Below are 14,422 nucleotides of genomic sequence, written 5' to 3'. Positions count from 1 at the left end.
TGCCGGTGCCTTGGCCCCGGTCACTGGACGAGTCCCGGGTGGAGCTGACGCGCCAGCGACTCGACGGCCGACGGCACCCGCACGCCGACCACCGTGGAGGACAGCGGCAGGACCGCGAACCGCTGGTTCTTGATCGCGGGCACGTCCTTCAGCGCCGGATGGGCGAGCAGGAACTTCTTCTTGTCCTCGACGGACCGGTCGCCGTAGTCGTAGATGACGACGGCCTCGGGCGCGCGCTGCGCGACCTGCTCGAACGAGACGTCGCCGAAGGCCTTGTCCAGGTCGGCGAAGAGGTTCGCCCCGCCGGCCCGCCGGATCATCTCGTTGCCGATGCCCTTGCCACCCGCGGTGAAGGCCGTCTTGTCGCCGCTGTCGTACACGAAGAGCTTGACCGGGGTGACGCCGGTGAGCCCGGTCTCGACCTTGTCGAGGGTGGCGTGCAGCTTCCCCAGCCGCTCCTCGGCCCGCTCGGGCACGCCGAAGATCTTGGCGACCGTGCGGATCTCCTCGTCCATGGCGGCCACGTCCACCGGGCCGGTGGGGCACTCCTCGGTGTTGAGGCGGGTGTTGATCCCCGCCTTGGTGAAGGCGGCCCGGCTGCGGCCCTCCTTCTCGTCGAAGGTGGACGTCCACCCGCCGTAGACGAAGTCGGGCTCGGCCTCCAGGAGTGCCTCGAAGGACGGGTATTCCTTGGAGAGGACCTTCACGCTGTCGTAGGCGGCCTGGTACTCGGGGAGGATCTTGTCGTCGAGATAGCCCGTCCCCACCATCGACTTCTCCAGGCCGAGGGCCAGCATCACCTCGGTCGCGTGCTGGTTCAGCGACACCGCGCGCTGCGGCGGACGCTGATAGGTGCTCGTCACCCCGCAGTTGGTGACCGTGACCGGAAAGCCCTCGGCGGTCGCGCCCGGCGAGGGGGTGGCGGAGGGCGCGGTGCCGCCTCCGCAGCCGGATATGAGCAGGGCGACGGCGAGTGCGGACAGCACGGTCTTCGGGTGGTTGCGGGGCATGGTTGGTCCTCTCACCGCGGATGGATCGGATGTTCTTCGCGCCCTGTCGGGAGGCGCACAGGAGCGGACGGGCGCACGGGGCCGCGCGGGGTGAACTCGCGCTACGGCTCGCGGGGACGGCAAGGCGGAGTCCCCGCACGGCCGGGCCACGGCGCCGGGGCAGGGCGTCTCGTAGGCCTGCCGGGCGGCCCGTCGCCTACGAGGGGATCGGCCCCGGGACGTCGACGTCGACGTCGACGTTAAGGTCGGGGAGGCCGGTGTCGTGCTCAACCCACCCAGCGGTGGTGACGGTCTGGTCGGCCACGTCAACTCTCCTTCGCGAGTCGCGGCAGAAAGGTCCCGGGCAGGTGTGCCTCGGGAACCCCGCACGACGCTTCGTCATGCGGGCAGTGGCAGGTCTTCGGACTCGCGGGCGCGCCTGCCGGTCTCCCGGCGGGCTCCTACTGGCCGTCGCTTCCCAGGACCGGTTCCGGTCCCAGTGCGTATGACGGCGGTCGTTCCCGCTCACCGCTGCGGGGCAGTCCCGGATTCCCACCGGGTTCCCTCTTACGACGCACCCCGTCCGGCTGACGGGTGCGAACCAGCTGCGCTCACAGCCTACCCGCGAGGCCGGCACCCCCGCTCGGGCCGCCCCCACACACCCAGGGCCAGCCGGGGCGGGACGCGCTACCGCAGCCAGACCGGTAGCCGCAGCTCCGCCTCCAGCCCGTCCTCTCAAAGGGCGTACTCCTCAAGCGTGTTCGGCCCCACCGCACAGCTCTCAGGCCTCAGTCTGAGGGTGGCGGGGGCAGTCGGAGCTGCGGGCGGGCGGGACCGTCGGCGGAAGGCCGGCGGCCGGGCCGTCCGTGAGCCGCCACGCGGTACGGATGGAGCCGATCAGCTGTCGTGCGCTGTACGGGGACACCTCCAGCTCCTGACGGGCCTGGCCCAGGAGATCCAGGTCCCCTTCGGGGCCTCGTGACGCAGCCTCGTCCCGGCGGCGGGCCAGGTCACCCTCGCCGAAGACGTCGAGCAGGGTCAGCGAGAACAGGACGTAAGCCGACGCCTCGTCGATGAGGTTCCGGGCCACGTCCGGAATCTCCGCGGCGGCTTCCTCGCCCAGGTGCCGGTGGAGATCGTGGAAGGCCACGTGCTCCAGGGCCCGCCGGAGCTCGACGGAGACGCAGGGGCAGCCGGCACGCAGATGGCCCGTCAGGTTCCGGAACGCCACGAGGAGCGCGCTGGTCCGCGGCGTCCACTGCTGCTTGCTCAGGAGCGTGCGGAAGCCCGCGAGCGTGTCGGCGAGCTCTTCGAGGATCAACTGACGTGAGATGTCGGTGAGTTCGATGAGCCGGGTCTTGGACGTGATCTCGTCCAGGCGCAGACCGTAGCGGATGAGATCCCTGGGTATTCCGCCCGAGAGGGCGTGCGTGAGCACCTTGTAGGGCTCGGAGAGACCGGACGCCCGACGCCCGAGGATCTTCTTCGACTCCTCCAGGGTGCACGGCAGGACGTGCACGATGTCGTCCAGCGAGCTGTCGGTGACGCCGCGGTGCGGAAGCCCGCGGCGTACGAAGGAGGCGCCGACGTCCTCGGCGACGGAGATCAGGTAGTGGACGTGGGGCACGCCCAGGATGGCCTTGATCTCGTTCAGGAACGCGAGCGCTTCGGTGTCCGAGCCCAGCCGGTCCAGCTCGTCGATCGCGATCACGACCCGCTCCTGCAGCCGGTGCTGCTCGGCGGCGATGCCCGTCAGCAGGTCACGGAAGTCGGAGACCAGCTCGGGGAAGTTCGGCGGCAGGGTCGACAGCGAGGCCGTGTGCGTGGTGAGGAGCTGTGCGGCCCCCGACGTGACCGCAGAGGACGCCGTCTGCATGGTCTGCAGCCGGTACAGCTCGTCGCGGCAGGCCGTCACGAGGGACGGCGTCGGGTCCGGAGGGGTCCAGGAGCCGGCCTTGACCAGCAGCAGTCCCGCGAGGACGCAGGCGAGGCGGAGGGGGTTCTCGGGGTCGGTCACGATCGCCTGCGCCACGGGCCTGGTGAGGAGCAGCGCGAGCGACACGAGGAGCACGCCGACCGCGATCCGTCCGCGGGCGACGGTACCGAGCAGCAACCGCCCCCGGAATTCCCACTGCCGTTCGGGCATCAGATTCGCCACTCCGGTCAGCGCCACGAGCAGCAGCAGGAGACTCTCCGGGTCTTCGTCGATGTTCCCCACCACGCTCCGGACACCGCTGTCGAAGAACAGCGAGAGGAACGCGGCCACGGCCAGCAGCGCGCCGATCGCGACCAACCCGTACCGGGCACCCCGGCGGAGGTCCGCCCACCGGCTCCACCGCCGCAGGCTCCACAGGGCGATGCCGGCGACGACGACGAGCACGGCGGTCCCGATCCGCTCGCCCCGCCAGACGTCCGCCACCACGTCGGCCGCCCGGTGCCCGTACTCCGCCGCGCGCGTACGCAACGGACGCTCGTACCGGGTCGCGAGGGAGCGCGCGCTCGCGGCCAGGCCGAGGACGACGAGCGCGCCCGCCGCCAGCCCGAAGGCCAGCAGGGTGAGCGCGTTCCGGAGGGCGGGGAACAGGCGGCGCGCCGCCCTGCGGAAGGTCGAGAGCCGGACGAACGCGGGAGGGACGTAGCCCCGGTGGACGAGGTACCTCTCGCACGTCCTGACGTAGAGGGACAGCAGGAAGTCGTACGGGGAGTACGTGGCCGGTGCCTGCACGACGACCGCGAACCCGGCGTCGTTGGCACAGGTTTCCAGGAGGGTCGACTTGCCCACGCCCCGGGAACCGCTGACCGCGATGGTCCCGCCGCTCTCCAGTTGGACGATCTTGCGGGCGAGGCTCCGGGCAGCCGGGCTGTCTATCACGTACTGCGGATTGCGCGGGGAGCGCAGGCCGTCGTAGCTGTCGGCGAGGAGCAGCGAGTCGTGGTCCTCACCGAGCAGCGCCTGCACCACCCGGGCGACCAGGGGGCGCACCCCGTTCTCCTGGAGGTCCCGGCGCCAGGCGGCTTCGGCCCATGCCGTCCTCCTGCTCAGCAGGAGAAGGGCCGGCCGCAGACGCCATTCCCGGAGGTTCAGCAGGACGCTCATGCGCCACACCGGGTGCCGCCACACCGCGGTGGCGGTCAGGAGCGGGATCACGGCGCCGGCGAGGGCCGTGGTCCAGGACGCGAAGGCGAGGAACAGGAGGGTCAGGAGTGTGGTCGAGCCGAGCACCACGGTGGCCGGATGCGTTCCGTTGCGCAGGTAGTCGAGCCGTCGACGAAGCCGTTCCCTCTCTTCGAGCAGGGAACGGAAGTGCTCCTGCGTGTCCCGGCAGGGTTCGACGGCCCGTGAGACATTGGCCTCGGTGAGCATGTTCGCGCGGGTGTTTTCGGCGGTCGCCTGCGGGCGCACGCCCAGGCGCCGTGCGGCGGCCGGCTCGGCCACGCAGGCGTCCACCGCGGCGAGGTACACCTCTGCTTCCCGCTCCAGGGCGAAGAAGTCGGCGACCTGCCAGGCGGGGCGCGGGCGGTGTCGGGGCATGGACGCAGGGCCTTTCGGGAGGGACGCCGGTCAGCACGGCTGGGGCGGGGTGGGGCGGTGCGGGCCGGTCAGGACGCGTTGCGCGCGCGTACGAGTTCCCGTCGCGAGATGCGCGTGCCCCGCTTGTGCTTGATCCGGAAGAACGCCCGGAGTCCGGGTTCGTCCTTCGAGTCGTCGTCGTCGTAGGTGACGGCGTGGCTGCCCCCGTCGTCGAGCAGCCGCCCGACGTACTCGGCGAGCGTCATGGGCCCCGAGCCGCTGTATCCCCAGGACAGCCCCGGGGCGTCCATGGCAGGGGCCGGGTACAGCACGCCGTCGCCGGTACGCACCCAGATCGGTTTGTCGAGGACGATCTCCTTGAGGACGGAGCCGGCGGGAAGGCGCTTGGGTGCCCGTCCGATATAGGTGATCTCCCGGGCGTCGCGGGAGCTGAACTTCCCCTTGACGGCGACCACGGGGCTTCCGGTCGCCGGATCGACGAAGGTCCCCACGGTGTCGTAGTCCTCCTCCCACACCCGGTGGAGTGCGGTCGGCGGCACGGCACGCAGCCGGTTGATCCACTCGGCTCCGGCCCGGGTGACCTCCGTCCGCATCAATTGGAACGTGCCGCCGAACGGAAGGTGCTTGGCGCCGCTCCACCCGCTGACCTGTTCCAGGCACTCCACCGCCAGGTCGTCGGTGCGTGTGCAGAGCTCGGCGAGTCCGGCGCCGACGACGTCGTCCGTCGCGACCTGCGCGAGACCGGGATCAGCCGTGTCCGGCACGGCCGGGAACACCATCGAGGCCCTCGCAGAACCCGCCCGGCTGCGGAGGTTCTCCATCTCCTCGGTGGCGCTGTCCGCGGCTGCGGCCCGGATCCGGTGGCCGATGGTGAAACAGGCGTGCCGGAGCGGGGAGCCTTCGGGCTCTTGCCGCGCCAGCGTGTAGAGCGGCTCCCAGGAAGGGAAGGTGATCACCTCTACCGGCCGGGGTTCGTCCCCGGGCCGCCACGCGGTCAGGTGTTGCTCGCGGCGCAGCGAGCCGGGCCAGAACGGGACGCGGGTCCCCACATGGGCGGCCAGTTGCGCCCAGGTCGGGTCGTAGACGAGTTCGGGCCGGTCCCGGTCCACCGCCCGCAGCTCGGGCCCGTCGAGACCGTAGGCGTAGTCGACGAAGACGAAGGTGTCGGCGTCGTCGTGGACGTCGAGGACTTCCCTCCCCGCGTCGCCGATGCCGTACAGGGGATAGACGACGGCGACGACGCCCGCGTGCGTCCGCCACAGCCCTGCGAAGAGCTCGGCATCGACGGTCGTGTCGTCCTCGGGAGTCCGGTACGCACCGCCGAGGTAGCGGGGCTTGACCGCGGGCGCCGGGCGCAGCAGGAGGGGGCCCTTGCCCGCGAGGCCGGGATGCTCGGCGGCGAGCCACCGGCCGAAGTCATGTCCGGACCACTTCGTCTCGCCTTCGGTGCCGGCGGGATCGACGGGGTCGGTCATGCCGGCCGCGATGCGTGACCACGCGGCCTCCGACAGGCGGAATACATCCCTCAGCTCCGCCGCGGTGAGCTTCTCCAACTCGCCCCTCCTCCATGCCCCCTTGAAGCTCTCCATCATGGGGGAGGGGTCTGACAACGGGTGCCGCGGGCTGCCGTTCCCTTCGGCCCCGCGGTCAGGCGGCGGGCTTCCCGGGCTGGCCGGCGCGCGCCACGCTGACCCGCCTCTTCCCCGACCGCGTCGTCGAACGGCTCAAGATCGACCGCCTCGGCGTCGGCGGCGGCGGAATCCACTGCGTCACCCAGCAGCAGTCGGTGTGCCGTAGGCCCTCGGTGGCAGGCTGGCGCCCGCGCGGCCGCAGGCCTGTCACTGCCCCGTGAGCGCCGAGGTGCCCTGCTCCGCACCTGATATCGCGTAATAAGAGCGATCGATATGTGAGCGCGATAATATTCTCGTCATCGACGTTGCGCGTATCAGCGCCAGGCAGGAGCGCCCATGGACACGCCCGCGCAGCCACGGACCGTCGCCGCGCTCAACTCCGTCGGCGTGCGCCGTTTCACCACCGGGCTGGTGATCCTCGACCGGATCGACTGGACCGTACGCTCCGGCGAGCACTGGGCGTTGCTCGGCGCGAACGGCGCGGGCAAGACGACCCTGCTGCGCCTCGCCGGTGCGCTGATGCACCCCATCGACGGCACCGTGGAGATCCTCGGCCACCGGCTCGGCCGCCTGGACCTGCGCGAACAGCGGGCCCGCATCGGCCTGGTCTCCAGCGCACAGCGCGTTCCCGAGAACGAGACCGCGCGCACGATCGTCCTGACCGGAGCCACCGGGACCGTTCAGCCGCTGTGGCGCAAGACGACGCCGCGACCCGCGAACGCGCCCACGACCTGCTCGCCGAACTGAACTGCAAGGACCTGGCCGACAGGCCGTACGGCGTGTGCTCAGGCGGCCAACGCGCCCGCATCCTCATCGCTCGCTCGCTCATCGCCGACCCGTCCCTGCTGCTCCTCGACGAGCCGTTCAACGCGCTCGACCTGCCCTCGCGCGAGGACCTGATCGACGCCCTGCACCGACTCGCCACCGGTCGCCCGGACCTGGCGACCGTCACGGTCACCCATCACGTGGAGGAGCTGGCCCCGAGCACGAGCCACGCACTGCTGCTGCGCGAAGGCCGCGTCCACGCGACGGGCCCGGTCGCGGACGTCCTGCCCGCCGACCTGCTCACCACGTGCTTCGGCCGTCCGATCGAGGTCGGCCGCCACGACGGCCGCTGGGCGGCCCGGTCCGGCAGCGGGCAGCGGCCACCGGACGCCGGGCGCGCTGACCCCGGACCCGCGCTGACCTGGCCGTAGTCGGTGGAACCGCCCGGCGGGGGCGTGCCGCGGGTCGCCGGGTCCTTCCTCCGGGACGATACTGAAGGTCACGGTGCGTGGAGGCGACATGCGTGAACCGGAGCGGCGTGGCCCGAGGCCGGCCTCGGTGCCCGTCAGCGAAACGGCAGCGGTCGTGCTGGACGACGCAGGCGTGGTCGTCGCCCGTTCGGAACGGGCTGCAACGCTGCTGGAATGCTCACCGGGCCGGCCCTGTGCTCCCTTGCTGGAGCTGCTGCCGCGCGCCGGAGCGGAGGCGGGACCGGTCGGGCGCACGGTGACGATTCCCGGCAGCGACGCAGCGGGCCCAAACGTCCCCCTGGTCTGCACGGTGGTCCGCCTCGCCGCGCGCACTCCGGGCGACCGCGACGCCGAGGCGCAGTGGCTCGTCCTGGTCACCCCGCAGGAGACTGCGGCGGAGGTGGTCGAGCCCGACTCGGAGGGACGCCGGAAGAGGCTCTCCCACACGGCCGCGGCGAGCATCGGGGCCTCCCTGGACGTGACGGACATGGCCCAGGTCCTCGTGAATCTGCTCGTCCCCGACTTCGCCGACCTGGCGACCGTGGACCTCGCCGAGCCGGTGCTGGTCGGCGACGAGCCGCTGCCCTTCGACACCAGCGGTGAGGTCCGCCTGCGCCGGACCGCTGCCGCGCAGAGCCCCGGTGTTTCCGCGGAGGACCTCCTGCCGGTCGGCGAGGCACTCCCTCCCGTACCGGACACGGACGTGATGCGCCCGCTCATGGCGGGACGGCCCGTGCTGGTGTCCGACGTCGGTGTGCTCCGCGCGGCGCTCAGGGTGGACGCCGAGACCCTGCGCCTGTTCGTCCCGAGCGGGGCGCACTCCTCCGTGGCGGTGCCGCTGTACGCACGCGGCCTGATCCTCGGCTGCGTCACGGTCTGGCGCAGCCAATTGCCGTCCGCCTTCGGCGAGGAGGACGCGGTGCTCCTGCAGGACGTCGCCTCCCGCGCCGCGCTCGGCGTGGACAACGCGCGCCGCTTCACGAAGGAGCACCGGTCGGTGGTGGCCCTGCAGCGAAGCCTGCTGCCGCAGTCCCTCGTGAACACGGCGGCCGCGGACACGGCGGGGGTCTACCAGCCGGCGTCCGGCGGCGTCGGCGTCGGCGGGGACTGGTTCGACGTGATCCCCCTGCCGTCGTTGCGCGTGGCGTTCGTCGTCGGGGACGTCGTCGGCCACGGCCTCGAAGCCACCGCGGCCATGGCACGCCTGCGGACCGCGGTGCAGACCCTGGCCGACCTCGATCTGGATCCGGGCGAGCTGCTCACGCACCTGGACGACCTGGTGCTCGGCTTCTCCAGCGACGAGATGACCGGCGCATCCCGCGCGGAGCCCGCGGTGCTCGGAGCGACGTGCCTGTACGCCGTCTACGACCCGGTGACGGGTCAATGCGCCGCTGCCACCGCAGGACATCCGCCGCCGGCGCTGCTGGCGCCGGGGGAGGAGCCGCACTTCCTGGGCATGGCGCCGGGGCCGCCCCTGGGCGTCGGCGGAATGCCCTTCGAGGTCACCGAGTTCGGCGTACCACCCGGCAGCACGATGGCGTTCTTCACGGACGGACTGGTGGCGCGCCGCGGCGGCGACATCGAGGAGGGCATGGAAAGACTGCTGAGCTCCCTGGCCGGCGCCGGATCGAGCCGGCCCCTGGGCGAGGTCAGCCAGGGCATGTTCGACGAGGTGCTGCCCCAGAAGCCCGCCGACGACGTCGCCCTGCTGCTCGCCCGCACCCGCGCCCTCCCGCCGGATCAGGTCGCCGAGTGGGAACTCGAAGCCGACCTGTCCCTCGTCGCGCACGCCCGTGAACTGGTGGTGGACCAGCTGTCGGGCTGGCAGCTGGACGAACTGAGCTTCGTGACGGAGCTCGTCGCCAGCGAACTCGTCACGAACGCGATCCGCTACGCGGGCGGCCCGGTCGGGCTCCGGCTGATCCGCGACCGGGTGCTCGTGTGCGAGGTGTCCGACCCCAGCAGTACTCAGCCGCGCCTGCGCCGTGCGCGGGAGACGGACGAGGGCGGGCGCGGCCTGTTCCTCGTCGCCCAGCTGGCCGACCGGTGGGGCTGCCGGTTCACCAGCAGGGGGAAGACCATCTGGACGGAGCAGCCCATCGAAGGGCCCCTCGGCCCCTAGGAGCCTCCGTCAGTGCGGCGTGAGATGGGAAACGGCCGTGGTGACGGTGTCGAAGCGCATGGTGGTGCGGGACCGCAGGTCGTACCGGTCCCAGCGCGGCATGGCCGGGTGGTTGGGGTCGCCGGTGCGTACGAACGAGATCCATGCCCGGTGCATGGTCCTGGCGAGGCAGTCCCTGACCCTGGTGTCCATTCCCGCCAGGAACGGTGCGTGCGACCAGGCACCGAAGTTGTCGAACCCGAAGGGCAGGTCCAGGCAGTGCGGGGCACCCAGACGGCCGTCGTGCGCGGGGGTGGGGAAGTCGAACTCGTAGGCCCAGACCGGGCGGCCCCGTGCCGCCCGCGCCTCCGCGAACGCCAGGGTAGGCTTCCTGAACAGCTCGTCGGTGCTCAGGTCGATGAGGACGTCGATGTCGGCGCCCGGACCGTCGAGCAGGTTCTCGACGGGTTGCCGCAGCGCCGTCGAGCCGTCCAGAACGGCAGGAACGGCACGGTCCAGTGCCCCCACTCCGTGGTGTCACCGAGCAGTCCGGCAGTGGCCTCGATCAGCAACGGCCACGGTGCGGTGCGCAGTTCGTGCGGGTCATCGCCCGTTCCTCCGTGAAAGGCGGCCATCCGGGATCCCCCGTGGCGGCGAAGGAGATCCACGAGGCACGGAGCCGCTCGGACAGGCGGGTGAAGTCCTGGGACGGGGCCTTCCCCCCGAACAGGAAGGCCGCCAGGGGCCCCCGCGCGTGGCCGAACGTCGCCGGGATGTCCATGGTGTGGCAGGCGCCCAGGGCCCCGCCGAAGGCCGGGCTGCTCCAGGTGAAGTCGTAGAGCCAGGCCCGGCCGCCCGCGGCGGCGTGTGCCTGCGCCAGCCACGTCGAGGGCATCCGGAACAGTGCGTCGGAGTACATGGCGATGTACAGCTGTGGGTCGGTCAGGCCCGGGTGGGCGGCGCGGTATTCGGTGGCCGCACGGCGGTCGAGCCCCAACTCCTCGGCGACGACACCGAGGTCGAGGTCGCGGATCTTCGCCGAGGGGCCTGCCGGCTTGCGCGACGCCCGCTCGCGGAATCCCGCGCGGGCCGCCGCGAGCATCATCGGCACGGCCCTGACCATCGCCGAGGCTTTGACCTTGACGAGGCCGCGCTCCATGGCGAACAGCGTGAACTCGTCGTGCGTGTAGCCCGTGACGAGGTCCACGTCGCGTGCGCACCCCGAACGAAGTGCGAGCCACGGCTCCGCCACGACGGTGACGCCGTCGATGACGGGCGAGAACGCGGTGATCGCCTCGGGAGTCGTCCAGTCCGACGGATTCGCCCGCATCGCCGGCAGGGGCGCGTCCTGCACGGCCAGCAGCGCCCCGGGGGACAAGGAGGCGAGGCTCTCGGGTCCCACACCGGCCGCCTCCCCGATCAGCGCGGCGATCCGCCGGGCCTCCTCATCGGGCAGGAACCGCCCGGCCATGCTCTGGACGATGGCGCGACGGAACAGGCCGCGCGCGGCGGGCGCCGACATCAGCGCGGCGACGGACGCACCTCCACCGGACTCGCCGAAGACCGTCACGTTGTCCGGATCGCCGCCGAGAGCCGCGACGTTCTCGCGTATCCAGGTAAGGGCGGCGGCCTGATCGAGGAAGCCCCGGGTGGCGGGGGCGCCCGGAACGTAGCCAACCCCTCGAAGCCGACCCGGTAGTTGAACGTCACGAGGACGACGCCACCCCGGGCCAGTACCTCTCCGTCGTGCAGGGGATCGGTTGAGTGGCCCGTCTTCCAGCCGCCGCCGTAGATCCACACCATCACCGGCAGCCGGTCACCGGCTCCTCCCGGGGTCCAGACGTTCACGCTGAGACAGTCCGGGCCGTCCTCGGGCCGCCACGCCGGGGGCATGCCGGGGACCAGCGGCAGTTGTGGCGGTACGGCGCTGAAGGACGTGGCCGGCCGGACTCCTTCCCAGGCGGGGACGGGGACCGGCGGCGGTGAGTTCCTCGCCTCGCTCGCCCCGCTGCCGCCCACGTCCGTGGCCACCGGGAACTGGGCGCCCAATCTCCCCGTGGCCCGGCAGCACCTCTCCCCGCTGGGGGTGGAGGTCCACCGGGCGTCGGGGCGGAACCTGCCCTCCGGACGCTTCGACCTGATCCTCAACCGGCACGGACTACTGGATGCGGCAAGCATCGGCGCCGCGCTCGCGCCGGGCGGCCGGCTCCTCACCCAGCAGGTGGGCAGCCGCAACCAGCCGGAACTGAACGAAGCCGTCGGCATCCCCTCACCGGCCGATCCCGACGGCTGGACCCTCGACGTCGCCGTAGAGGCACTGGAGGGCGCGGGCCTGCGCGTGACCACGGCGCGCGAGGAGACGAGCCCCTACACCTTCCACGATGTCGGGGCGGTGATCTTCCAACTGCGCGCCATCCCCTGGCAGTTCCCCGGATTCGACCCGTCCGCACACGAGCCCGCACTACGCCGGCTCGACCGGCGCATCAAGAGCACGGGCGGATTCACCGCGCACGACCACCGTTTCCTGATCGAAGCGCGAGCGTGAAGGTGAAGGTGAAGGTGAAGGTGAAGGTCCCGGCGCACTTCACATGGAAGTGAGCGCGAGTGCAGGAAGGGCTGTGCTCGCCAGGGAGGCCCGCGGCAGGCCGACCCCGAAGTGCTGCTCGACCAGTTTCAGCAGGAGCGTCTGGGAGCTTTCCCCGGCGGCCCCTTCCGGAACGCCGGCCGCCACCAGTCCCGCGGCCACGAGCTCGGACGTGAGCCGTCCTTGGGACCCGTCCACGACATCCTGGGCATCCGAAGGTTCGAAGTGCGCCACGACCTCACCGTCCACAGCGTGCATGAACCACACGGGAGGCGTGCCGCTGTTGAGCACCGCGATGCATTCCGTTCCCGCCGAGACTCGGCGCGCCGTCTCGGCTTCCATGCCCTCGGCGCTCCACTGTTCCAGCGAGAACGCCCAATCCCCTGTAGTGCCGAGGCGTGTGACAGGGGCTGTGTCCATGGAATGTTCGAACGCCTCGTCCGGGGTCACCGCGGGCATCACCGTACGAGGGTCGTACCCGAGACGGGCGACGAGCTCGTTCACGCCGAGCCCGCGGACGAGCAACAGGCAGTAGGCGTCGAAGTCCTCCGGCAGCCATCGGATTCCGTCCATGGGTCCCTCCGCGTGCGCCCACACGTACCCGCTGATCGTATCGAGCGCCGGGGGTGCTGTGGTGCTGTCCCTCGTGCCGCTGTTCCCGGCGGCCCGCCGAGCAGGCCCTGACCCCGCGCACACCAGGCGTGATGACCCCGTCACCCCGCGCGCCTCCCGGAAACCTGCACATCGTGTGCGCGATCACTCCCACCGACCTCCTCAGCTCGCCGATATGACCAATATGCCCCATACGGTTTAGGGGATTTTGCCTGTTTGGTTCTGTGTAAGCAGTGGGCCGCCCATATCTGTTACTCGATCCTGTGAAGAAGCCGTCACCATTCCGTGAATCAAGCTGCACGTCGGTCCTCAGAGGTGCGCATCCGCCCGGGATGGGCGGTCAAAGGGATTGGGTGGGCAGCCCGTTCGCGTGCTTTCATCTTGCCCGTTGCGGCAGTCGGGAATAGCGCCCGCGTTTCGGGCCGCCCGGCCGCCGCAGTTGTGAATTCCTCCCCCCAATGAAAGGTGCGCGTCATGCGTAACGACATCGAGACCCGTGAGATCGACGACACCGAGCTGGACGCCGTCTCCGGTGGTCTCATCAGTGTGTCCGGCGGCCTGGCCGGCGCCGTGACCAGCGATGTCTCCAGCGTCGTGGGCGTCGTGGGCTCCCTCGACACCGTCCAGGCCGCGCAGGGCATCGTCTCCCACGTCCCCGGTCTCGTCACGGGCATCACCGGCGTTTCGCTGAACACCGGTCGCGCCGGTCTCTGATCGGGAAATCCCCATGAACCCCGGAGCGTCCCCCACGGCTCCGGGGTTCCTGGCTGCCCGCCTGCCCGGCGGACGTAAATGCAGTGGAAGGAATGATCCGTGCAGTTTCGCCAAAAGGCTCTTTCCAAGCTGCAATCGCCCGAAGAACTCGACCTGCCCGTTCGCTTCGCGCGCCCGCAGGGGCGGCTCGTCCTGGCCGTCACGGTCGTCGTCATGGCCGCCGCGGTCTTCTGGGCCTTCACGGGCAGCGTGTCCTCCAAGCTGAGCGCCCCCGGCATCCTCACCCGGGCCGAGGGCAGTTACGTACTGCAGACCCCGGTCGCGGGCCAGGTGACCGGAGTCCTCGCCGAGGAGGGGCAACTGCTGGCCGCCGGTGCGCCCCTGCTCAACGTCCGTACGGAGCAGGGGGACCGCCCCGTGCGCCTGGTGACCGCCGGCCGACTGACGACGCTGGTGGCCAAGGTGGGTGCGGTCGTCGCCACGGGCGCGGACGTGGCCACCGTGGAACGTGTGAAGGATCCGGAGGACCCGCTGGTGGCCGTCCTGTACGTGCCGGGCGGCAGCGGCCCGGCGATCCCCGTGGGCGCCCCGGTCGACCTGAGCGTCCAGTCCGTCCCGCAGCAGCAGTTCGGCATGCTGCGCGGCCGAGTCAAGGCGGTCGGCCGTGCGCCCCAGACGCCGGCGCAGATCGGCGGATTCCTCGGCGACAGCGGGCTCGCCGAGCAGTTCTCCGGGAAGGGCAACCCGGTCGCCGTCCTCGTACAGCTGGAGCCCTCCTCCGCCACCGAGTCCGGCTACCGGTGGTCCTCCGCGGGCGGTCCCCCGTACGCCGTCGACTCGCGGACGCCGGTCACCGGCGCCGTCCACCTCGCCGCACGGCGCCCCGTCGACTGGCTGCTGCCATGACCGCGCCCCGGGCCGGGGCGTCGGAGCAGGCCCCGCAGCTCCCTCCCGCCGGACGCCGGCGCCACCGCCCCGAGTCCAAGGGGGGCGGCTCCCGCCGCAGGTCCGCGTCCGCCCGTAC

General features: G+C 71.5%; 11 protein-coding genes, 2 pseudogenes and 1 riboswitch. Of the genes and pseudogenes, 6 read left to right on the top strand and 7 right to left on the bottom strand.

Features of this window, described 5'->3' with window-relative positions; translation table 11 throughout:
* Nucleotides 1–20: 20 nt before the first annotated feature.
* From PV721_RS19650 to PV721_RS19640, 3 genes are all read right to left on the bottom strand, one after another.
* Nucleotides 21–1,010, bottom strand: a complete 990-nt coding sequence (locus PV721_RS19650) for an ABC transporter substrate-binding protein (RefSeq protein WP_319726106.1) — start codon at nt 1,008–1,010, stop codon at nt 21–23.
* A 373-nt stretch (nt 1,011–1,383) separates the two neighbouring features.
* Nucleotides 1,384–1,610, bottom strand: a riboswitch (cobalamin riboswitch).
* 160 nt (nt 1,611–1,770) lie between these two features.
* Entirely contained in the window at nt 1,771–4,521 is a 2,751-nt protein-coding gene (locus PV721_RS19645; protein ID WP_319726104.1) for a P-loop NTPase fold protein, read from the bottom strand.
* A 68-nt stretch (nt 4,522–4,589) separates the two neighbouring features.
* Nucleotides 4,590–6,074, bottom strand: a complete 1,485-nt coding sequence (locus tag PV721_RS19640; RefSeq protein WP_319726103.1) for a hypothetical protein — start codon at nt 6,072–6,074, stop codon at nt 4,590–4,592.
* Nucleotides 6,075–6,124: 50 nt separating this feature from the next.
* On the opposite strand from PV721_RS19640, the gene PV721_RS19635 reads away from it, so the two are divergent.
* The 3 genes and pseudogenes from PV721_RS19635 to PV721_RS19625 all read left to right on the top strand — a co-directional run bounded on the left by PV721_RS19635 (nt 6,125) and on the right by PV721_RS19625 (nt 9,509).
* Entirely contained in the window at nt 6,125–6,373 is a 249-nt protein-coding gene (locus PV721_RS19635; RefSeq protein WP_319726130.1) for an agmatine deiminase family protein, read from the top strand.
* Between the two features lie 115 nt (nt 6,374–6,488).
* Nucleotides 6,489–7,348: pseudogene (locus PV721_RS19630) on the top strand (ABC transporter ATP-binding protein).
* A 127-nt stretch (nt 7,349–7,475) separates the two neighbouring features.
* Nucleotides 7,476–9,509 (top strand): SpoIIE family protein phosphatase, encoded by a 2,034-nt coding sequence (locus PV721_RS19625; RefSeq protein ID WP_319726101.1) that lies wholly within the window; start codon nt 7,476–7,478, stop codon nt 9,507–9,509.
* Nucleotides 9,510–9,518: 9 nt separating this feature from the next.
* Here the strand turns inward: PV721_RS19625 and PV721_RS19620 are convergent, their stop codons facing one another.
* From PV721_RS19620 to PV721_RS43960, 3 genes and pseudogenes are all read right to left on the bottom strand, one after another.
* Entirely contained in the window at nt 9,519–10,016 is a 498-nt protein-coding gene (locus tag PV721_RS19620; protein WP_319726100.1) for a carboxylesterase family protein, read from the bottom strand.
* Nucleotides 10,017–10,053: 37 nt separating this feature from the next.
* Nucleotides 10,054–11,286, bottom strand: coding sequence for a carboxylesterase family protein (locus tag PV721_RS19615; protein WP_319726098.1), 1,233 nt, complete (start codon nt 11,284–11,286; stop codon nt 10,054–10,056).
* Nucleotides 11,226–11,666: pseudogene (locus tag PV721_RS43960) on the bottom strand (carboxylesterase family protein); the annotation flags it as partial. The gene PV721_RS19615 and the pseudogene PV721_RS43960, both read right to left, overlap by 61 nt.
* Nucleotides 11,667–11,709: 43 nt before the next feature.
* On the opposite strand from PV721_RS43960, the gene PV721_RS43955 reads away from it, so the two are divergent.
* On the top strand, nt 11,710–12,033 hold the full coding sequence (locus PV721_RS43955; RefSeq protein ID WP_416371136.1) for a PASTA domain-containing protein: 324 nt from the start codon (nt 11,710–11,712) through the stop codon (nt 12,031–12,033).
* Nucleotides 12,034–12,072: 39 nt separating this feature from the next.
* Here PV721_RS43955 and PV721_RS19605 read toward each other — a convergent pair whose 3' ends face one another.
* A complete protein-coding gene (locus PV721_RS19605) occupies nt 12,073–12,669 on the bottom strand; it encodes a DUF6461 domain-containing protein (protein WP_323806081.1) in 597 nt (198 codons plus the stop codon).
* Nucleotides 12,670–13,158: 489 nt separating this feature from the next.
* Here PV721_RS19605 and PV721_RS19600 point away from each other — a divergent pair, with 489 nt between their 5' ends.
* Together PV721_RS19600 and PV721_RS19595 are read left to right on the top strand one after the other, a co-directional pair.
* The gene (locus PV721_RS19600; protein ID WP_319726092.1) at nt 13,159–13,398 is read left to right on the top strand and encodes a hypothetical protein; all 240 of its coding nucleotides are present in this window, start codon (nt 13,159–13,161) and stop codon (nt 13,396–13,398) included.
* Between the two features lie 99 nt (nt 13,399–13,497).
* Nucleotides 13,498–14,304, top strand: a complete 807-nt coding sequence (locus tag PV721_RS19595) for an HlyD family efflux transporter periplasmic adaptor subunit (RefSeq protein WP_319726090.1) — start codon at nt 13,498–13,500, stop codon at nt 14,302–14,304.
* The last annotated feature ends 118 nt before the right edge of the window (nt 14,305–14,422 follow it).

Origin of the sequence: Streptomyces sp. MB09-01, from assembly GCF_033794505.1 — a bacterium.
GTDB lineage: Bacteria > Actinomycetota > Actinomycetes > Streptomycetales > Streptomycetaceae > Streptomyces.
The sequence above is the reverse complement of the archived record's forward strand: the minus strand, read 5'-3'. Positions and strand labels throughout refer to the sequence as shown.

Coding starts and splice junctions, on each gene's coding strand:
- PV721_RS19650 (WP_319726106.1), bottom strand. CDS start 1,010: ATGCCCCGCAACCACCCGAAGACCGTGCTGTCCGCACTCGCCGTCGCC.
- PV721_RS19645 (WP_319726104.1), bottom strand. CDS start 4,521: ATGCCCCGACACCGCCCGCGCCCCGCCTGGCAGGTCGCCGACTTCTTC.
- PV721_RS19600 (WP_319726092.1), top strand. CDS start 13,159: ATGCGTAACGACATCGAGACCCGTGAGATCGACGACACCGAGCTGGAC.